The 16,617-nt window shown below is 39.4% G+C and carries 17 protein-coding genes; 9 read left to right on the forward strand and 8 right to left on the reverse strand.

What is annotated here, in order from left to right; translation table 11 throughout:
* Position 1: 1 nt before the first annotated feature.
* The 4 genes from ABVM50_RS01680 to ABVM50_RS01695 are packed head-to-tail and all read left to right on the forward strand — an operon-like array spanning position 2 to position 2,424.
* A complete protein-coding gene (locus tag ABVM50_RS01680; RefSeq protein ID WP_405199688.1) occupies positions 2-595 on the forward strand; it encodes a LemA family protein in 594 nt (197 codons plus the stop codon).
* Between the two features lie 4 nt (positions 596-599).
* Positions 600-1,043, forward strand: a complete 444-nt coding sequence (locus tag ABVM50_RS01685) for a TPM domain-containing protein (protein ID WP_405199689.1) — start codon at positions 600-602, stop codon at positions 1,041-1,043.
* Positions 997-1,839: a TPM domain-containing protein gene (locus ABVM50_RS01690; RefSeq protein ID WP_405199690.1), complete on the forward strand. Its 843-nt coding sequence runs from the start codon at positions 997-999 to the stop codon at positions 1,837-1,839. Before ABVM50_RS01685 ends, ABVM50_RS01690 begins: the two co-directional genes overlap by 47 nt.
* A gap of 9 nt (positions 1,840-1,848) precedes the next feature.
* The gene (locus ABVM50_RS01695) at positions 1,849-2,424 is read left to right on the forward strand and encodes a pentapeptide repeat-containing protein (RefSeq protein ID WP_405199691.1); all 576 of its coding nucleotides are present in this window, start codon (positions 1,849-1,851) and stop codon (positions 2,422-2,424) included.
* A gap of 44 nt (positions 2,425-2,468) precedes the next feature.
* On the opposite strand, the gene clpX is transcribed toward ABVM50_RS01695, so the two are convergent.
* The 8 genes from clpX to ABVM50_RS01735 form a co-directional block, all read right to left on the reverse strand.
* Positions 2,469-3,701, reverse strand: a complete 1,233-nt coding sequence (clpX, locus tag ABVM50_RS01700) for an ATP-dependent Clp protease ATP-binding subunit ClpX (protein ID WP_141878722.1) — start codon at positions 3,699-3,701, stop codon at positions 2,469-2,471.
* Between the two features lie 44 nt (positions 3,702-3,745).
* Positions 3,746-4,423: an ATP-dependent Clp endopeptidase proteolytic subunit ClpP gene (gene clpP / locus ABVM50_RS01705; protein ID WP_141878723.1), complete on the reverse strand. Its 678-nt coding sequence runs from the start codon at positions 4,421-4,423 to the stop codon at positions 3,746-3,748.
* Between the two features lie 110 nt (positions 4,424-4,533).
* Positions 4,534-5,856: a trigger factor gene (gene tig, locus ABVM50_RS01710; RefSeq protein ID WP_405199692.1), complete on the reverse strand. Its 1,323-nt coding sequence runs from the start codon at positions 5,854-5,856 to the stop codon at positions 4,534-4,536.
* An 85-nt stretch (positions 5,857-5,941) separates the two neighbouring features.
* Positions 5,942-6,283, reverse strand: coding sequence for a phage holin family protein (locus ABVM50_RS01715; RefSeq protein ID WP_141878725.1), 342 nt, complete (start codon positions 6,281-6,283; stop codon positions 5,942-5,944).
* Between the two features lie 86 nt (positions 6,284-6,369).
* Positions 6,370-7,929, reverse strand: coding sequence for a G-D-S-L family lipolytic protein (locus ABVM50_RS01720; RefSeq protein WP_405199693.1), 1,560 nt, complete (start codon positions 7,927-7,929; stop codon positions 6,370-6,372).
* 8 nt (positions 7,930-7,937) lie between these two features.
* Positions 7,938-9,188 (reverse strand): outer membrane protein transport protein, encoded by a 1,251-nt coding sequence (locus tag ABVM50_RS01725; RefSeq protein WP_322301087.1) that lies wholly within the window; start codon positions 9,186-9,188, stop codon positions 7,938-7,940.
* Between the two features lie 120 nt (positions 9,189-9,308).
* The gene (locus tag ABVM50_RS01730) at positions 9,309-10,070 is read right to left on the reverse strand and encodes an alpha/beta fold hydrolase (RefSeq protein ID WP_405199694.1); all 762 of its coding nucleotides are present in this window, start codon (positions 10,068-10,070) and stop codon (positions 9,309-9,311) included.
* A gap of 1 nt (position 10,071) precedes the next feature.
* A complete protein-coding gene (locus ABVM50_RS01735) occupies positions 10,072-10,785 on the reverse strand; it encodes a pyridoxine 5'-phosphate synthase (RefSeq protein WP_405199695.1) in 714 nt (237 codons plus the stop codon).
* Positions 10,786-10,874: 89 nt separating this feature from the next.
* Here ABVM50_RS01735 and ABVM50_RS01740 point away from each other — a divergent pair, with 89 nt between their 5' ends.
* From ABVM50_RS01740 to ABVM50_RS01760, 5 genes are all read left to right on the forward strand, one after another.
* Complete coding sequence (locus ABVM50_RS01740) at positions 10,875-11,531, forward strand: CBS domain-containing protein (protein WP_405199696.1); 657 nt, start codon at positions 10,875-10,877, stop codon at positions 11,529-11,531.
* 4 nt (positions 11,532-11,535) lie between these two features.
* A complete protein-coding gene (locus tag ABVM50_RS01745) occupies positions 11,536-12,420 on the forward strand; it encodes an NAD kinase (RefSeq protein WP_141878731.1) in 885 nt (294 codons plus the stop codon).
* A 100-nt stretch (positions 12,421-12,520) separates the two neighbouring features.
* On the forward strand, positions 12,521-13,219 hold the full coding sequence (locus tag ABVM50_RS01750) for a DUF6089 family protein (RefSeq protein ID WP_141878732.1): 699 nt from the start codon (positions 12,521-12,523) through the stop codon (positions 13,217-13,219).
* A complete protein-coding gene (locus tag ABVM50_RS01755; protein WP_141878733.1) occupies positions 13,220-13,960 on the forward strand; it encodes an isoprenyl transferase in 741 nt (246 codons plus the stop codon).
* A 7-nt stretch (positions 13,961-13,967) separates the two neighbouring features.
* Positions 13,968-16,592, forward strand: a complete 2,625-nt coding sequence (locus ABVM50_RS01760; protein WP_405199697.1) for an outer membrane protein assembly factor — start codon at positions 13,968-13,970, stop codon at positions 16,590-16,592.
* Positions 16,593-16,617 lie beyond the last annotated feature (25 nt).

The raw sequence follows: 16,617 nt of genomic DNA on the forward strand, positions 1-16,617 counted from the left end.
CATGAAAAAGTGGCTTCCAATAGCAATCATAGTAGTCCTTGTAATAGTAGTATGGCAAGTAACTGCCGGATTCAATAACACGGCTGTTACCAAAGAAGAAAATGCTAAACTAGCCTGGTCTAACGTTGAAAGCAGTTACCAGAGAAGAAATGATCTTATTGGTAATCTGGTTAAAACTGTAGAAGGAGCGGCAGATTTTGAAAGAGGAACTTTGAAGGAAGTTATCGAGGCGAGATCCAAAGCTACTTCAGTAAATGTAGATGCTGAAAATCTTAGCGCTGCGCAAATTGAACAATTCCAGCAGGCTCAACAAGGAGTTACTTCAGCATTATCAAGATTACTGGTAACCGTTGAAAGGTATCCTGAACTAAAGGCTAACCAAAACTTCTTACAGCTACAATCACAACTGGAAGGAACAGAGAACCGGATCAATGTTGCGAGAGACCGTTACAATGCTGCGGTAACCGACTTTAATACTTACATAAGAACCTTCCCGAATACACTATTTGCAGGCATGTTCGGTTTTGATAAAATGGAGCGCTTCCAGGCAGATGCCGGAGCTGAGAATGCACCAGACGTAGAATTCGATTTTTAGACCTATGAATAAGGAAGTAGAAGCTTTTTTAAGCAAACAGGAGGAAGAGAAGATCGTTGATGCTATTAGAACGGCAGAAAGAAAAACCAGCGGAGAAATTCGTGTTCATATCGAACCAAGTGCTGGTGAACTTGATATTTTCGATCGGGCCATGGAAGTTTTTCATGCCCTGAAAATGGACAACACGAAGCAGGCTAATGGTGTTCTTATATATGTTGCTGTTGAAGATCGAAATTTTGTGATCTATGGCGATAAAGGGATAAACGATGTGGTACCAGATAACTTCTGGGAAAGCACTAAGGATATGATCGTTGCTCAATTTAAAAAGGGCGATTTCACCAAAGGCCTTGTCGACGGAGTACTAAAGGCTGGTGAGGAACTTCAAAAGCACTTCCCGTGGGATGAAATGGACACCAACGAACTTTCAGATCAAATTTCAAAAGGCTAGACTTATCAAACAACTACTACTTTTACTCGTCCTAATTTGCACCTTCAATCTCCAGGCCCAAAGGGAAATACCCCCAAAGCCAGCAGTTGAAACCAGTGTCTTTGATGAAGCAGATATGCTAAATGCTTCTGAAGAAAAAGCCCTGGAGCAAAAGCTTATCAATTATGCCGATACTACAAGCACCCAAATAGTAGTCGCTACGATTGAAAGCCTGCAGGGAGAATATATAGGTACGTATGCGGCAGATTGGGCACATGAGTGGGGTATTGGAACCAAGGATGAAGACAATGGACTTCTTGTTCTGGTGGCTGAGAAAGACCGAAAGATCTGGATCACCACGGGCTATGGCGTTGAAGGGTATATGACCGATGCAAAGTCTAAAGAGATAGTAGAACAAATTATCCTGCCAGAATTTCGAAATAATAATATATATGCTGGTCTTGATAAAGGAACCAATGCTATGTTTCAGGTTCTCGCTGGCAGCTACGAAGGTGTTCCACAAACCAACAATAATAGTGGAGGCATCCCAGTTAGAGCGATCGTCTTCCTTGTGTTGTTCGTGATCGTAATTATCTCTATGTTCAATAAACGTGGCGGTGGTCGTAATGGCGGACGTAGAAACGGCGGAAGCATCCTGTGGGACGCTATCATTTTAAGTAGTCTTGGAAGAGGCAGCTTTGGTGGTGGAGGCGGTTTTGGAGGTGGCTCCGGTGGAGGTTTTGGCGGCGGTGGCGGCTTTGGTGGCGGCTTCGGCGGTGGTGGATTTGGTGGCGGTGGAGCTGGTGGAAGCTGGTAAAATCGTATTATGGAAAATAGAGTATTTTTCGAGCAAACTTTCGAACACACCACATTTCAGAAAACAGATCTACTGGATTCCGAATTTGAACAGTGCCAGTTTATAAACTGTAGCTTTCCCGATGGCGATCTTTCCAGTGTTCGCTTTATTGAATGCAACTTTGATCAATTCGATCTAAGTAATTACAGGCTTTTTAAAACATCCTTTCAGGACTGTACCTTTACCACCTGTAAACTGATGGGTCTATCCTTCGATCAATGCGAAATGTTTGGGTTTAATTTCATAGCACAGGATTGCATTTTCGATCATTCCAGTTTTTATAAAGTCAGATTACCAGGTTTTCAGGCGCAGAACTGTAGCTTTAAAAATGTAGATTTTACTGAAGCGATTCTGAAAAATGCTAATTTCAAAGGATCAGATTTTGCAAATGCCATATTCGAACGTACAGAGCTCGAGAAGGCAGATCTTTTAAGTACAAGCAATCTTAGCCTCGATCCTGAGGTCAACTCTATAAAACAGGTCAAAATAGATATAGAAGCGCTACCAGGCTTACTTACAAAGTTCAGCTTAAATATCAAACAATAAAAATACCGCCCGAATGGGCGGTATTTTTCTATATAATTATCATTCTATGAAACAGCTTTAAGCTTACTCATAGTTGATTTGTTCAATTTATCTTCAGCATATTCTCTGGTTACCGTAAAATGATCCTGATCACTTTCTGGCATCTCGAACATAGCATCGGTCAATATAGCTTCACATAAGGATCTTAATCCCCGTGCTCCCAGCTTATATTCTATTGCTTTGTTTACAATATAATCCAGAGCATCTGAAGTGATATCAAATTCGATATCATCCATCTCGAAGAGTTTCTTATACTGCTTGATGATCGCGTTCTTAGGTTCTGTAAGAATTGCTCTAAGTGTTTCGCGATCCAGTGGATTCATATAAGTAAGCGCTGGTAATCTACCAATGATCTCCGGTATTAAACCAAATTCCTTTAGATCCTTAGGGATAATATACTTCAATAGATTCGTACGCTCGATCTTGTCTTCACTTTTTGAAGCACTAAAACCAACAGCCTGCATGTTTAAACGCTTGCTTATAATCTTGTCGATCCCATCAAAAGCACCTCCCGCGATAAAGAGAATATTCTCTGTATCTACCTCGATGAATTTTTGATCTGGATGCTTACGACCACCTTTAGGCGGTACATTAACCGTAGTTCCCTCCAGCAATTTCAATAACGCCTGTTGAACCCCTTCCCCGGAAACATCTCTGGTAATGGAAGGATTATCGCTCTTACGGGCAATCTTATCGATCTCATCAATAAATACGATCCCACGCTGAGCCTTTTCGGTATTATAATCGGCTGCCTGCAAAAGCCTGGTAAGTATACCTTCAACATCTTCACCTACGTATCCTGCTTCAGTAAGTACCGTAGCATCTACGATGGCTAGTGGCACATTCAGCATTTTCGCAATAGTTCTGGCCATAAGGGTCTTACCGGTACCGGTTTCCCCCACCATCACTATATTACTTTTCTGAATTTCTACATCATCATTCTTCTCAGGTTGCAATAATCTTTTGTAGTGGTTATAAACCGCAACAGACATCACCTTCTTCGTCTCCTCCTGCCCTATGATATACTCATCCAGAAAGGATTTGATTTTCTTAGGCTTACTAAGCATAAGATCTGAAGAAAGTTCTTTCGCTTCTCCCTGTTTCGACTCCTCGATCACAATGCCATGAGCCTGCTCGATACATCTATCGCAGATGTGAGCGTCAAGGCCTGCGATCAATAAATTGGTCTCAGGTTTTTTTCTACCACAAAAGGAACATTCTAAATCTTCTTTCGCCATTATTTAATTTTTCAGATTTTGACTTCCTTTGAAGTCCCGCACAATTATGCTTCTCTTTTAAGTACTTCGTCAATCATTCCGTATTCCTTGGCTCTTTCAGCCTTCATCCAATAATCACGATCACTATCCTCATGGATCTTCTCGTAGGTTTGTCCTGAATGTTTCGCAATGATCTTATATAATTCTTCTTTCAAAGTTACGATCTCTCTGGCAGTGATCTCGATGTCACTCGCCTGTCCCTGAGCACCACCCATTGGCTGGTGAATCATCACACGGCTATGCGGCAAACCACTTCTCTTACCAGCCTGACCTGCACATAATAGCACAGCTCCCATACTAGCGGCCATTCCCGTACAGATAGTCGCTACATCAGGTTTTATGAACTGCATAGTATCATAAATACCTAAACCAGCATAAACACTACCTCCTGGTGAGTTGATATATATCTGGATATCTTTAGAAGCATCTGTACTTTCTAAGAATAGAAGTTGAGCCTGTACGATATTCGCTACCTGTTCATTAATTCCTGTTCCTAAAAAGATAATTCTATCCATCATCAATCTGGAAAAAACATCCATTGCTACGGCATTCATCTGTCGCTCTTCAATGATGTTAGGAGTCATCCCTGTAGGAAGCATGCTGCTCACTATCTTATCGTAATAATTGCTGTTGATGTTATGATCTGAAACAGCATATTTTTGAAATTCCTTTCCGTAGTCCATCAATTTTTTTGAATTTTTCTAATCTTAAACAATTTCCCGAATAAAACCAAAAAAGGCGTTACTCGGGTTGAGTTAACGCCTTAAAGATAATTAATATATCCTAAAAAGGCTTACTTATAGATTGCTTTCACAAATTCCTCGTAAGTCACTTCTTTTTCATCAAATTTCATATTTTCCTTATAAAATTTGAGAAGTTTCTCGTTCATTAACTGCTCTGAAAGTCTCTTAACCTCATCCTGGTTAGAAAGAATTCTTGCAGCGATATCATCAAGTTCTTTTTCTGAAGGATCCATTTGACCAAATTGAGCCATTTGTTCCTTGATCTTTTCTGAAGCAAATGCCTTAAGATCATTGAAATCCACACTAAGATCGTTATCGTTCACCACTTTACCTTCGATCAACTGATAACGAAGACCTTTCTCGCTTTTTTCATATTCTTCAGCAGCTTCCTCATCTGTTAGTGGTTTCTCACCAACTGTCTGTATCCATTTCTGAAGAAAATCTTTAGGTAGCTCGAAATTAGTATTTTCGATAAGCTTTTCAGTAATATCATTCATCAATTGCTGATCGCTCTGCTGCTCAAATTGCTTTGCTGCATCCTCTTTGATCTTATCCTTCAATTCAGTCAGAGAAGTTACCTTATCCTTACCGAAAAGTTTGTCGAATAATTCCTGGTCAAGATCTGCAAGTTCTCTTTCGTTGATCTCAGAAATAGTGAATTCTACTTCAACATCAAGATCGTTTGCTTTTTCTTGATCGATGCTTAGGTGATTCACCAAAGCATGCTCATCTTCGAAAAGATTCTTTGTCTTCAATGTAAGAGTATCTCCAACCTTCGCTCCAACAAATTTGCCAAGATTTCTCTTTCCTTTGATAGCAGCAAGTTCGATAGTGGTATCGTTCTCAATACCTTCTTCTTCATTCTTGAAAGTTCCCGCAACGGTATCTCCTTCTTCTACTTCATCTTTAGTCTTCAGCTTACCATATTGCTTCTGGATGCTTTCAACCTGATCGTTCACCATCTTCTCGTCGGCAACGATATTATATTTTCTTACCGGATCCTTAAGATCAAGATCTACATTAAATTCTGGAGCAAGTCCAAGTTCGAATTCAAAAGAATAGTTCTCACGATCCCAGTCAAAATTTTCCTGTTCCTTCGGAAGTGGATTTCCAAGGACATCCAATTTCTCTTCGGTTAGGTATTTATTAAGGCTATCCTGAAGAAGCTTATTCACTTCATCAACCAAAACAGCCTGTCCATATTGTTTTTTAACCATTCCCATTGGTACATGACCTTTTCTAAAACCGGGAATATTGGCATTCTTTCGGTAATCTTTTAAAATCTTATCTACTTTACCGGCGTAATCTTCTTTAGCGATATCAACTTTTACTACCGCGTTTAATTCATCAATATTCTCTCTGGTAATATTCATTTTGATCTAATATAAAAATTGGAGTGCAAAATTACGCTTTTTCTTAAAGTCTGCAAACTTTCAATTTGTTGAAATTCAGTTAAATCTAATCTGATTTCAGAATAGAAAAGAGTACCGACTGAAACAGGGAAAGCAATAAACTGAAAATTATCGCCATAAACCATCCACTTACTCCAAATCCATCAATAAAACCATCTGCCATAAAAATAATGATCGCGTTGATGATTAGAAGAAATAACCCGAGGGTTAATATGGTAACAGGTAAAGTAAAAAGTACCAAGATAGGTTTTACAATAAAGTTAAGTAGTGAAAGGACTACTGCAACGATGATAGCAGTCCAGTAACTATCTACAGAAACACCAGGTAAAATCTTGGCTAATATAACCACAGCCACTGCTGTAAGTAAAAGTCTTAGTAATAATTTCATGCTATTATTGATTGATTTGCTGGTAAAATTGCAAAAAAAAGACCGGGCAAAACCCGGTCTCTTCAATATTTATGTCAATTTTAATATTACTGAACGTCCTGACTTAGAGTTACAGTTCCGTAAGAACCAACATTTGCTTTAGGCACGTTAGAACCGTAAGTTGTATTGATCTCATCGATAATCGCGTTTGCAATGATCGCATAACCTCTAGGAGTTAAGTGAACTCCATCCAGTGAAAAAGCTCCTCCTGTTACAAAATCAGAATTTACACTTCCACCATCGAACGTAATTCCACCATTATCCAATTGAGTTAGTAAAGCGTTTGCATCTACATATCCAAGACCAAATTGATCTGCATACGTCTGAATTGAATTGTTGAATTTCGTAGTTGCATCCTTAATGTTTGCAAGCTCATCATTATCCAGCACATCTTTATCATCTATACCGCTTACAGCACCAAACAAAGTGTTCACCTGAGCTTCAGTTGGCATACCACCAGCTTGAAGAATAGCAATTACTTCACCTACAGACTGAGTAAACTGTACAGATCCATAACCACTTGCCAATGCACCCTGATCGATCGTTAAGACTAACAATTCTTCCTGAGTCATTTGACGAAATCCTAGAGGATTTGTTTGGGTTACAGGAGTATCGATCAAAAATCTGTTAGGACCTTCGTTGAAAGTGATCGCATATTGACCTGCCAAAGCCTGAGCCTGAGCAGCAGGAACACCCTGACCAATCAACACCTGAGTTAGAACTCCAGATACTGCCTGGAAATACTGAGTCAATTGTGTTGCTGTTGCAGCATCTAACGCCAGCGCATTATTAGGTACAGTTGTAAAAAAAGGAACTGAAGTTACATCTGGAATATTAATTAATACACCATCTGCCGTTTCAGCTAAAGAACTTGCTAATTGACCATATACTGCATTAAAGATCACAGGATTTGTGATATCTCCTTCACCATAAAGTGCTGGGTTAGTTTCAGTTTCCTGGTATTCTCCAACACCTCCTGAGGTTGCATAACCAAGTACATCGTTATTTCCGATCCATAGCGTGAAAAATGTAGGATCCTGAGCTAAGGCATCCTGAAGAACCGTAGCACTTTCAGAACTTGAAAATCTTGCAAAGTATGGGTTTGCAGTACCTGCAGTTACTCCCGCTACGCTACCGTAGTTTGGAGCACCAAGGTGATAGGATTTAGCTCCGGGAACACCCATATTGTTAACAGGTCCAGCAAATTTATTACTAACCTCGGTAGTAGGCTGAGCTCCGGTATATCTTGCAGGTGAAGGCCCATTGGCTCCTACTGCAAGTACAAATCTATTTTGCGTGATCTGGTTTCCTCCTAAAAGCAATCCACCAGCATTATCATTTACAAGTGGCTGAATAAATTCTCCAGTCTCCTGTACAGCACTAAACTTTTCAGCAAGAATACTTGGAAAAGAATTTTGCTGACCGCTTAAATAAAGCGCGCCATCAGCGTATCCTGCAGTTAATGAATTTCCAAGGGCCACATAGTTTGAGAAATCTGCCTCACCGCTTGTATAAAAATCTCCGTCTTCAATAGAATTTTCTAGTTCTGGTTCACAAGAAACGATTCCCAGCGCCAGAATTGCCATATATTTAAAATAGTTCTTCATCTTTCTAATTAAATTTTAATAGTTACACCAAGACCTGGTACAAATGCACTTGACTTATAAGTTCCTTCGAAAGGAACACTTTGTCCATTTTCAGTATATGAATCATAAGAAGCGTCGATCTCCTTAAATCTACTGTAAAGGAATGCAGCATCAATCGCTACGTTATCTGTAATGTTTACAGACAATCCTCCGGTAAAGTTGTTGGAATCATTTCTTGGAGTTTCAGGAGCAAAGAATCCTTCCTGAACCGGGGAACCATCGAAATAGTAACCAGCTCTCAAAGTAAATGTTTCGTTGGCAGTGTACTGTAAACCAAACCTGTAATTAGAAGAATCTTCATACTCTCTTGGGTTTACAGAATCTGGAATATTTGGATTAGCGAAATCAAGATCTAGAGATTCGTAAACTCCCCAGAAAGTACGGTTGTAATCGAATGCGAATAACCACTGTTCGTTTAACTGGTAAGAAACTCCAACACTTAATTCTGCCGGAAGTGGCAATGTTGCGTCAAATTGAGTATCGCTGAACGGTGCAAGAGGAGAATTAGGAACATTCTCGAAATCTGCATCTCCATCCTCAGCTTCTACTAGAATTTCTGAACGGTAGTTTACTCCGACTCTAAGACTATCCACCGGACTCCACATTACACCTGCAGACCATCCAAAGGCACTAACATTAGAAGCATCTATAGTAACATTGGAACGATTTCCTTCCAGGTCACTAAGAGTTCTATTAAGGTTTCTATTAAAATTAACCGAACCACTAACATAGATTGGACCACCACCTACTGCAAGGTTATCGGTGATCTTGTAAGAAGCTAACGCCTGCACATAAATAGCAGCCAGTTCAATATCATTTACCAGGTGAGATCCCGGCCAGTCTTTTTCCCACTCTACAGTACTACCATAAGGAGTATACGCTGCAAGTCCAAGACTTAATTTCTCGTTCAATTTATAAGAGAAGTAAGCATAGAACGGAGTTCCCACAGGGCTATCTGTTCTGGCCATCTGCCCAAATTCATCATTTTGCCATACTACATCAGAGAATACGGCACTTACACCAACAGATGCATTGATCTTGTTCTCAAGGAATACCAGTCCGGCAGGGTTGAAGAACGCAAGTTCTGCATTATTAACAACTGCAACTCCGGTGTGTCCCATAGCGAGACCACGCTGACCCTGTAGACTTACCCTGTAACCTCCGGCATAGGTTGTAGCCGCCGCCAACATAAACAGGCTAAGTAAAAATAGTCTTTTCATAATTTAAGTAGGATTATATTTAATATATCTTAAAATGCTCTTGCCAAAAATAGCATAAATTAGATATTATGCAACAATACATTTAAATTTATTATGCATACATAATAAAATCATCCAGAATTAAAGAAATTCTGACACTCTAACGTAAAAATCCTTCATATTCTCAGCATGTACCCAATGACCTGCTTTTGAAATCGTAGCTACTTCAGCCTCTGGAAAATGTTCTTTAATGAGCTTATGATCTGCCTCTGTGATATAATCAGACTTCTCTCCATCAATAAACAAAACCGAACCATTGTATGTAGCTCCTGAATACAAAGCTTCTCCCAGGTTATTAATTTTCTCTTTCAAAACATCCAGATTCATTCGTAATGAAAGCTTCTCTTTGGTTTTCCAGTAAAGATTCTTCAGAAGAAATAACTTTACGCCAGGCTCTTTAATATAATCCCCCAGAAATTCTTCAGCATCACCACGAGAGTTTAGCTTCGCGTTATCCAGAGCCGTCAAGCCTTTCAAAATTTGTTGATGATGTGGCGCATAATATTTAGGCGCAATATCTACAATGATCAATTTCTTTACGAGCTCCTCATTTTCACAAGCCGTAAGCATTGCCGTCTTACCACCCATAGAATGACCCATTAGAAATATATCTTTAAGATCGTGCTGCTTACAGTATTCCACTATATCCTGCGCCATAGAACTATACGAAAACTCGTCACTATGCGGAGATTTTCCGTGATTTCTCTGATCAATTAAATGAACCTGGAAACCATCTTCGGCAAATTTCTTACCCAGGGTTTTCCAGTTGTCAGACATTCCTAAGAAACCATGCAATATTATTAGTGGTTTTCCCTCTCCCAGTATGATCGAATGTAACTCCATATTATTTCAATAATTTCAAATATTTCTGAATAGTTTTTTCAAGCCCCATATATAAAGCTTCGGAAATCAATGCATGACCAATTGAAACCTCATCCAGATGTGGCACATTATTACTGAAGTATCCAATATTATCAAGAGAAAGATCATGCCCTGCATTCACTCCAAGTTTCAGCTCATAAGCCAGCTGAGAACAGGCAGCATAGGATTTTGCAGCATTCTCCATTCCTTTAGCATAATCTACCGCGAACTGCTCCGTATAAAGCTCGATGCGATCTGTACCAGTTTCAGCAGCACCTTCAATGATCTTTAGCTCTGGATCCACGAAGATCGAAGTACGAATCCCATGACTTTTAAATTCTGAAATTACTTCACGCAAATAATCACGGTGCTTAATGGTATCCCAACCCGCATTGGAAGTTATCGCATCTTCAGCATCTGGTACCAGGGTCACCTGAGCAGGTTTCACATCCAGCACAAGATCCACAAACTGCTGAATAGGTTTCCCTTCTATATTAAATTCGGTAGTAAGCACCGGTTTCAATTCCCTTGCATCTGCATAACGAATATGACGTTCATCTGGTCTTGGATGAACCGTGATCCCTTCTGCTCCAAACTTTTCAATATTTTTTGCGGCCTCCAGCACATTAGGAACATCCCCTCCCCGTGCATTTCTTAAGGTAGCGATCTTGTTGATATTTACACTTAATTTCGTCATTTTCCCTTGGTTTTATTAACAAAAATACAAAGTGCAGCCTGCTTCATTGAATATTATTTTGATTAATTTGCAGAAAAGGAATTGAGTATATGAGTTTGCAGGAATACATTCTAAATGATGTGGAGATCTTGAGCCTTTCAGAAAAGATTGGAGAAGTACACAGATTATTTAATCAACTTACTTATACCCATCTTCCCGTTGCGGAGAATGGTATTTATATTGGTTGCATTTCAGAAAATGATGTACGTTGTTTTGATAATGATAAGACTCTTGGTGATTATCGTTATGCGCTCGAAGGATTTTTTGCCAGGGAAAGTAATTACTGGCTGGACAGCCTGGAAGCCTTTGCCCAGAACAATTCGAATATATTACCAGTTCTGAATGATGAGAATATTTATATAGGATATGTAGAATTAAATGAAATGATCTCTTTATTCAAGGAAACACCTTTTCTACATGAGCCGGGAAACATTATTGTGGTGGAAAAAGCATTCAAAGACTACACGCTTGGAGAAGTTAGCCAGATCGTAGAATCCAATAATGCGCATTTACTGGGAACCTTTGTTTCAAAGATAGAGAATGACATGGCCCAGATAACCCTTAAAATATCACCTTCGGGAATGACCGAAATCATTCAGTCGTTTAGAAGATATGGGTATATTATTATTTCTGAACATCAGGAAGACACTTTCAATAAAAATTTAAAGGATAGATCAAAATATCTTGATAAATACCTGAATATATAAGTTTATGAAAATAGGTATTTACGGCCAGTTCTACCATGAGAATGCGGGTCATTACATTGGACAATTACTGAATTTGCTTGACGAGAAGAATGTGGAAGTTTTGATCGAAGAAGATTTCCTTCAGATGATCCATGATCACAATTCCATTCAGAAGGAATACCGCCAGTTTAGCGCGTTTGAAGAACTGGATAATTCCTTTGACCTGTTCTTTTCTATTGGTGGAGATGGAACTATCCTCAAATCCATCAATTATATAAGAAACCTGAATATCCCCATTGTAGGAATCAACACTGGAAGACTCGGATTTTTGGCTACAATTCAGAAAGAACAAATTGAAAGCACTTTGAACGAGATCCTGGAAAAGAAATTTACGCTTTCACCACGGTCTGTGCTTACCATCGAAACGAATACTAAAGATCAGGATCCGGTTTTCTCACAGATCGCTTTGAACGAAATCGCAGTAAGTAGAAGGAATACTACTTCCATGATCACTGTGGACACCTGGTTAAATGATCAGTTTCTTACTTCTTACTGGGCAGATGGCCTTATTATCGCCACGCCAACAGGCTCTACCGGATATTCTTTGAGCTGTGGTGGCCCTGTAATAACACCAGACGCCGACTCCCTGGTGATCACCCCGATTGCACCACACAATTTGAATGCGCGTCCACTGGTAATTAGAGATGGCACTAAGATCAAATTAAAGGTATCTGGTCGGGAAAAAACGCATCTTGTATCCATGGATTCCCGAATTGCCACTCTGGAAAATGATACCGAAATAATTATTTCAAAAGCACCCTACTGCATAAATTTCGTGGAATTAACTGAAGACAGTTTCCTTAATACGCTACGAAAAAAGCTATTATGGGGCGAAGACAAACGGAATTAAGCAATAAAAAAAATCATTTGTTGTTTATACGTATGTACAAATCTGCTCAAATTATTGCAGGGCAAGTAGAATTGTTATATTTGCAAACTTTTGAAAACCTATGAGGTACCTGATCGCATTTATCATAATGGCTTTTTTTACCGGAAATTCCTACTCTCAAAAATATGAAGTTGGGGTTTTTGCGGGTGGTGCCAATTTTATAGGAGACGTTGGAAAAACTACTTTTATCCTCCCCAATACTCCCGTTGGAGGTTTTATGGCGAAGTGGAACGTTAGTCCGCGACACGCATGGAGACTATCTTTATTATATGCGAAAATTTCAGCAGATGATACGGAGTCTAATGACACCAGGAGACAACAGCGTGGTTATTCTTTCGATAATACGATTGCTGAAGCTTCCCTTGGACTGGAATTTAATTTCTGGGACTTTGACCTGTCTGAGCCTTTACCACAAAAAACACCTTATATATATACCGGAATCACCTATTTCAAGGCAGATCATGTCTATTTGAAAGATGGGAGAGCCGGGAATCTATCCAATGAAGGTACCAATTGGGAGTTCGCTATTCCGATGGTTTTTGGTTACAAAGAGGCTATCACCGAGCATATTATTGGCGCTTTGGAAATTGGAGCTCGCTATACTTTAACAGATAACCTGGATGGAAGCTGGCCGGAAGAATATTTAGACCGAAGAGAGCCTCAACTGGAATTCGGGAATAGAAATACGAACGACTGGTATGTTTTTACTGGATTGTCATTCACATTTACATTTGGGCGTAAGCCATGTTACTGCTTTTAGATGAACTATAAAGACAATTTAAACCTTGACAAATTACCTGCGCACGTTGCCATTATTATGGATGGTAATGGACGATGGGCGAAACAGAAAGGTTTTCTTAGAGCTTCAGGTCACAAAGAAGGAACTAAAGCTGTTAGAGATACAGTAGAAGGTTGCGCTGAGATTGGCGTGAAAAACCTTACCCTCTATGCATTTTCTACGGAAAACTGGAACAGGCCAAAACTTGAGGTCGATACTCTTATGAAACTCCTGGTTTCATCGCTTAAGAAAGAGATCAAGACACTTCAGGACAACGATATTCGCCTTCATTGCATTGGAAATATTTCCAATCTTCCGAAGAAAGCGAAGAAAGAATTACTGGATGTTATAGAAAAAACTTCATCCAACACAAGAATGACCCTCACTTTGGCGTTAAGCTACGGGAGCAGGGAAGAAATTACCAGCTGTTTCAAACAAATCGCAGAGAAGATAAGTAACCGGGAATTATCTATTGATGCTATTGATGAATCAGTTATAAATGAGCATCTTTACACCCAAAATTTGCCAGATGTTGATCTATTGATCAGGACCAGCGGCGAACAACGCATTAGTAATTTCCTTTTATGGCAGATTGCTTATGCGGAATTGTATTTTACGAAAATCTTATGGCCAGATTACAGAAGGGAAGACCTTTTTGAAGCCATATACAACTATCAAAACAGAGAACGACGATTTGGAAAAACAAGTGAGCAACTCAGTTAGTGCATCCATGACAAAGAAGATTTTTACACTTTTCGCATTTTTTTTCATTTTCAGTATAGCTGCCAAAGCACAGGACCTTCCACTGGGAGATTCTAAGAAATACACCATTGGAGAAATAAAAGTTACCGGAACCACCACCTACAACGAAAAAACAGTTCTTACCTACACCGGCCTTAAATCTGGCCAGGAGCTTTATATTCCAGGTGAGAAGCTTAGAAATGTTATCAATAAACTCTGGTCTCTAGATCTGTTTAGTGATATCAATTTCTATATCACCAATGTTGAAGGTAACGTAGCAGATCTTGAACTGGAGATTAAGGAAGTTCCTGTTTTAAATCAAACTACGTTTACTGGTTTGAAGAAGAAGAGTGACCGTGACGATCTTATAGATGAAAATAGTCTTAAGCCTGGCACCAAGGTTACTGAAAACCTTATCACTACAACCAGAAATTATATTCAGAATAAATATAAGAAGGAAGGCTACTTCAATACAGATGTTTACATACAAACAAAGCCTGTTGATGATACTACCGGAGCGAATAAAGTAAATATGTTGGTAAACGTGAACAAAGGAGATCGCGTTAAGATCAAAAGCATCGACTTTAATGGGAACGAACAGCTATCAGACGCGAAGCTGAAGAGGAACTTGAAGAACACCAAGCAAAAGAACATTATCAGGTTCTGGAAGCGTTCCAAGTTTGTTCGTGCAGATTACCAGGAAGATAAAACTGCGCTAATCAACAAATACAAGGAAGAAGGTTTTCGTGATGCCCGTATAGTTTCAGATACTCTTATTAAGAATGATAAGGAAACCATTAGCCTGAAACTGGACATTGAAGAAGGTAATCGTTATTACGTTGGGAATATCGATTATCTAGGAAACGCTGCTTATACAGATGAGCAGTTAGGGAAAGCTCTTGGTGTTGAAAAAGGAGATATTTATAATGGTGTACTTATCGATGAAAGAATCCAGAGTAGAGAACCTAATAAAACATCGATCGCCAATATTTACCAGAACAACGGATATCTTTTCTCTAATATCGATCTTGTAGAAACGAATGTTTACAATGATACGATCGATTTTGAAGTAAGAATTCTTGAAGGGAAAGAGGCCTTTTTTGATGAGATAAGAGTAACTGGAAATAACAAGACCAAAGATCATGTGATTTACCGTGAGATGAGAACAAAGCCGGGACAGAAATACAGTCAGCAGGCCGTGGTCTCTACCATTCGTGAATTAGGTGCACTTGGATTCTTTGATGCAGAACAATTAAATCCTGAATTTGTGGATCCAGATCCGCGAGAAGGAACTTTAAGCCTGGAATACCAGGTGGTAGAGTCAGGAGCCAGCCAGATCGAACTACAGGGTGGTTACGGTGGTGGTGGATTCATTGGTACTCTGGGACTATCCTTCAATAACTTTAGTATACAAGGATTATTCGACAAGGATGCTTATGATCCAATTCCAATGGGAGATGGTCAAACCTTATCTCTTAGAGCACAGGCCAGTACTTTCTACCAGACTTATAGCTTATCTTTCAGAGAGCCGTGGTTAGGTGGTGAAGAACCGGTTAGTTTATCTACATCTTTTAGCTACACAAGACAGTTTCTATTCGATTATGTTGAAAGAGAAGCAGATAAAACAAGAAGTTTTGACATTCTTGGAGTGAGCATAGGTCTTGGGAAAAGACTTAGAGAACCAGACCAGTACGCTACAATTTCAAATGTAGTTGGTTTCCAGAGATACGATCTTAACAACTATAACACAGGACTGTTTACCTTTGGTGATGGTCACTCGAATAACCTTTATTACCAACTGGGAATTGTAAGAGACAACACAGCTTTTAACCCAATCTTCCCAACTCAGGGTTCTAAATTTGATTTCAGTGCGAAGTTCACTCCTCCTTATTCATTATGGAATGGTGTAGACTACGGAAACCTGGAGAATGATCCGGAATACCAGTTAAGAGATGATAATGGTAACCTGATCGATAACAATGGAAACAGAGTAACTTCAGAAAATTCTGTTGCAGACCAGGAGAAAGTTGATCAGAAAAAATATAACTGGCTGGAATTTTACAAAATTAAACTGGCAGGAAGCTGGTATGAAACTTTAGCCAACTTTGGTCCAAGTAGTGATCTTGTTCTACGTACACATGCTGAATTTGGATTCCTTGGAGCTTACAACAGCGAAAGAGGTATTCCTCCATTCGAGCGTTACTATTTAGGTGGTGATGGTCTTGGAGCATTCAGTTTAGATGGTAGAGAGACCATACAGTTAAGAGGTTATCCAAACCAGTCTGTAGTGCCTATTGATAGAGGAGTAAATGACAGAGATGACGGAGCGGTGATTTACAACAAATTTTCACTTGAACTTAGATTCCCTATCACATTAAAACCAGCTGCTTCTATCTACGCATTATCGTTCCTTGAAGCAGGTGCGACTTACGACAACTTCAGAGATTACAACCCATTCCAGTTGAACAGATCTGCTGGTGTTGGACTAAGAGTATTTATGCCAACGTTTGGATTACTTGGAATTGACTTTGGATATGGTTTCGACGAGATCGTAGGTGGTCAGCCAGGACCTAATGGTTGGGAAACACACTTTATCATAGGACAACAATTTTAAATTGGCACGATATTTTCTATATTCG

Source organism: Christiangramia sp. LLG6405-1 (assembly GCF_045055805.1).
In the GTDB taxonomy this organism is placed as follows: domain Bacteria; phylum Bacteroidota; class Bacteroidia; order Flavobacteriales; family Flavobacteriaceae; genus Christiangramia.

Excerpts from the sequence above, each read along its gene's own strand:
- ABVM50_RS01680 (WP_405199688.1), top strand. The coding sequence starts at position 2 with ATGAAAAAGTGGCTTCCAATAGCAATCATAGTAGTCCTTGTAATAGTA.
- ABVM50_RS01685 (WP_405199689.1), top strand. The coding sequence starts at position 600 with ATGAATAAGGAAGTAGAAGCTTTTTTAAGCAAACAGGAGGAAGAGAAG.
- ABVM50_RS01690 (WP_405199690.1), top strand. The coding sequence starts at position 997 with ATGAAATGGACACCAACGAACTTTCAGATCAAATTTCAAAAGGCTAGA.
- ABVM50_RS01695 (WP_405199691.1), top strand. The coding sequence starts at position 1,849 with ATGGAAAATAGAGTATTTTTCGAGCAAACTTTCGAACACACCACATTT.
- clpX (WP_141878722.1), bottom strand. The coding sequence starts at position 3,701 with ATGGCGAAAGAAGATTTAGAATGTTCCTTTTGTGGTAGAAAAAAACCT.
- clpP (WP_141878723.1), bottom strand. The coding sequence starts at position 4,423 with ATGGACTACGGAAAGGAATTTCAAAAATATGCTGTTTCAGATCATAAC.
- tig (WP_405199692.1), bottom strand. The coding sequence starts at position 5,856 with ATGAATATTACCAGAGAGAATATTGATGAATTAAACGCGGTAGTAAAA.
- ABVM50_RS01715 (WP_141878725.1), bottom strand. The coding sequence starts at position 6,283 with ATGAAATTATTACTAAGACTTTTACTTACAGCAGTGGCTGTGGTTATA.
- ABVM50_RS01720 (WP_405199693.1), bottom strand. The coding sequence starts at position 7,929 with ATGAAGAACTATTTTAAATATATGGCAATTCTGGCGCTGGGAATCGTT.
- ABVM50_RS01725 (WP_322301087.1), bottom strand. The coding sequence starts at position 9,188 with ATGAAAAGACTATTTTTACTTAGCCTGTTTATGTTGGCGGCGGCTACA.
- ABVM50_RS01730 (WP_405199694.1), bottom strand. The coding sequence starts at position 10,070 with ATGGAGTTACATTCGATCATACTGGGAGAGGGAAAACCACTAATAATA.
- ABVM50_RS01735 (WP_405199695.1), bottom strand. The coding sequence starts at position 10,785 with ATGACGAAATTAAGTGTAAATATCAACAAGATCGCTACCTTAAGAAAT.
- ABVM50_RS01740 (WP_405199696.1), top strand. The coding sequence starts at position 10,875 with ATGAGTTTGCAGGAATACATTCTAAATGATGTGGAGATCTTGAGCCTT.
- ABVM50_RS01745 (WP_141878731.1), top strand. The coding sequence starts at position 11,536 with ATGAAAATAGGTATTTACGGCCAGTTCTACCATGAGAATGCGGGTCAT.
- ABVM50_RS01750 (WP_141878732.1), top strand. The coding sequence starts at position 12,521 with ATGAGGTACCTGATCGCATTTATCATAATGGCTTTTTTTACCGGAAAT.
- ABVM50_RS01755 (WP_141878733.1), top strand. The coding sequence starts at position 13,220 with ATGAACTATAAAGACAATTTAAACCTTGACAAATTACCTGCGCACGTT.
- ABVM50_RS01760 (WP_405199697.1), top strand. The coding sequence starts at position 13,968 with ATGACAAAGAAGATTTTTACACTTTTCGCATTTTTTTTCATTTTCAGT.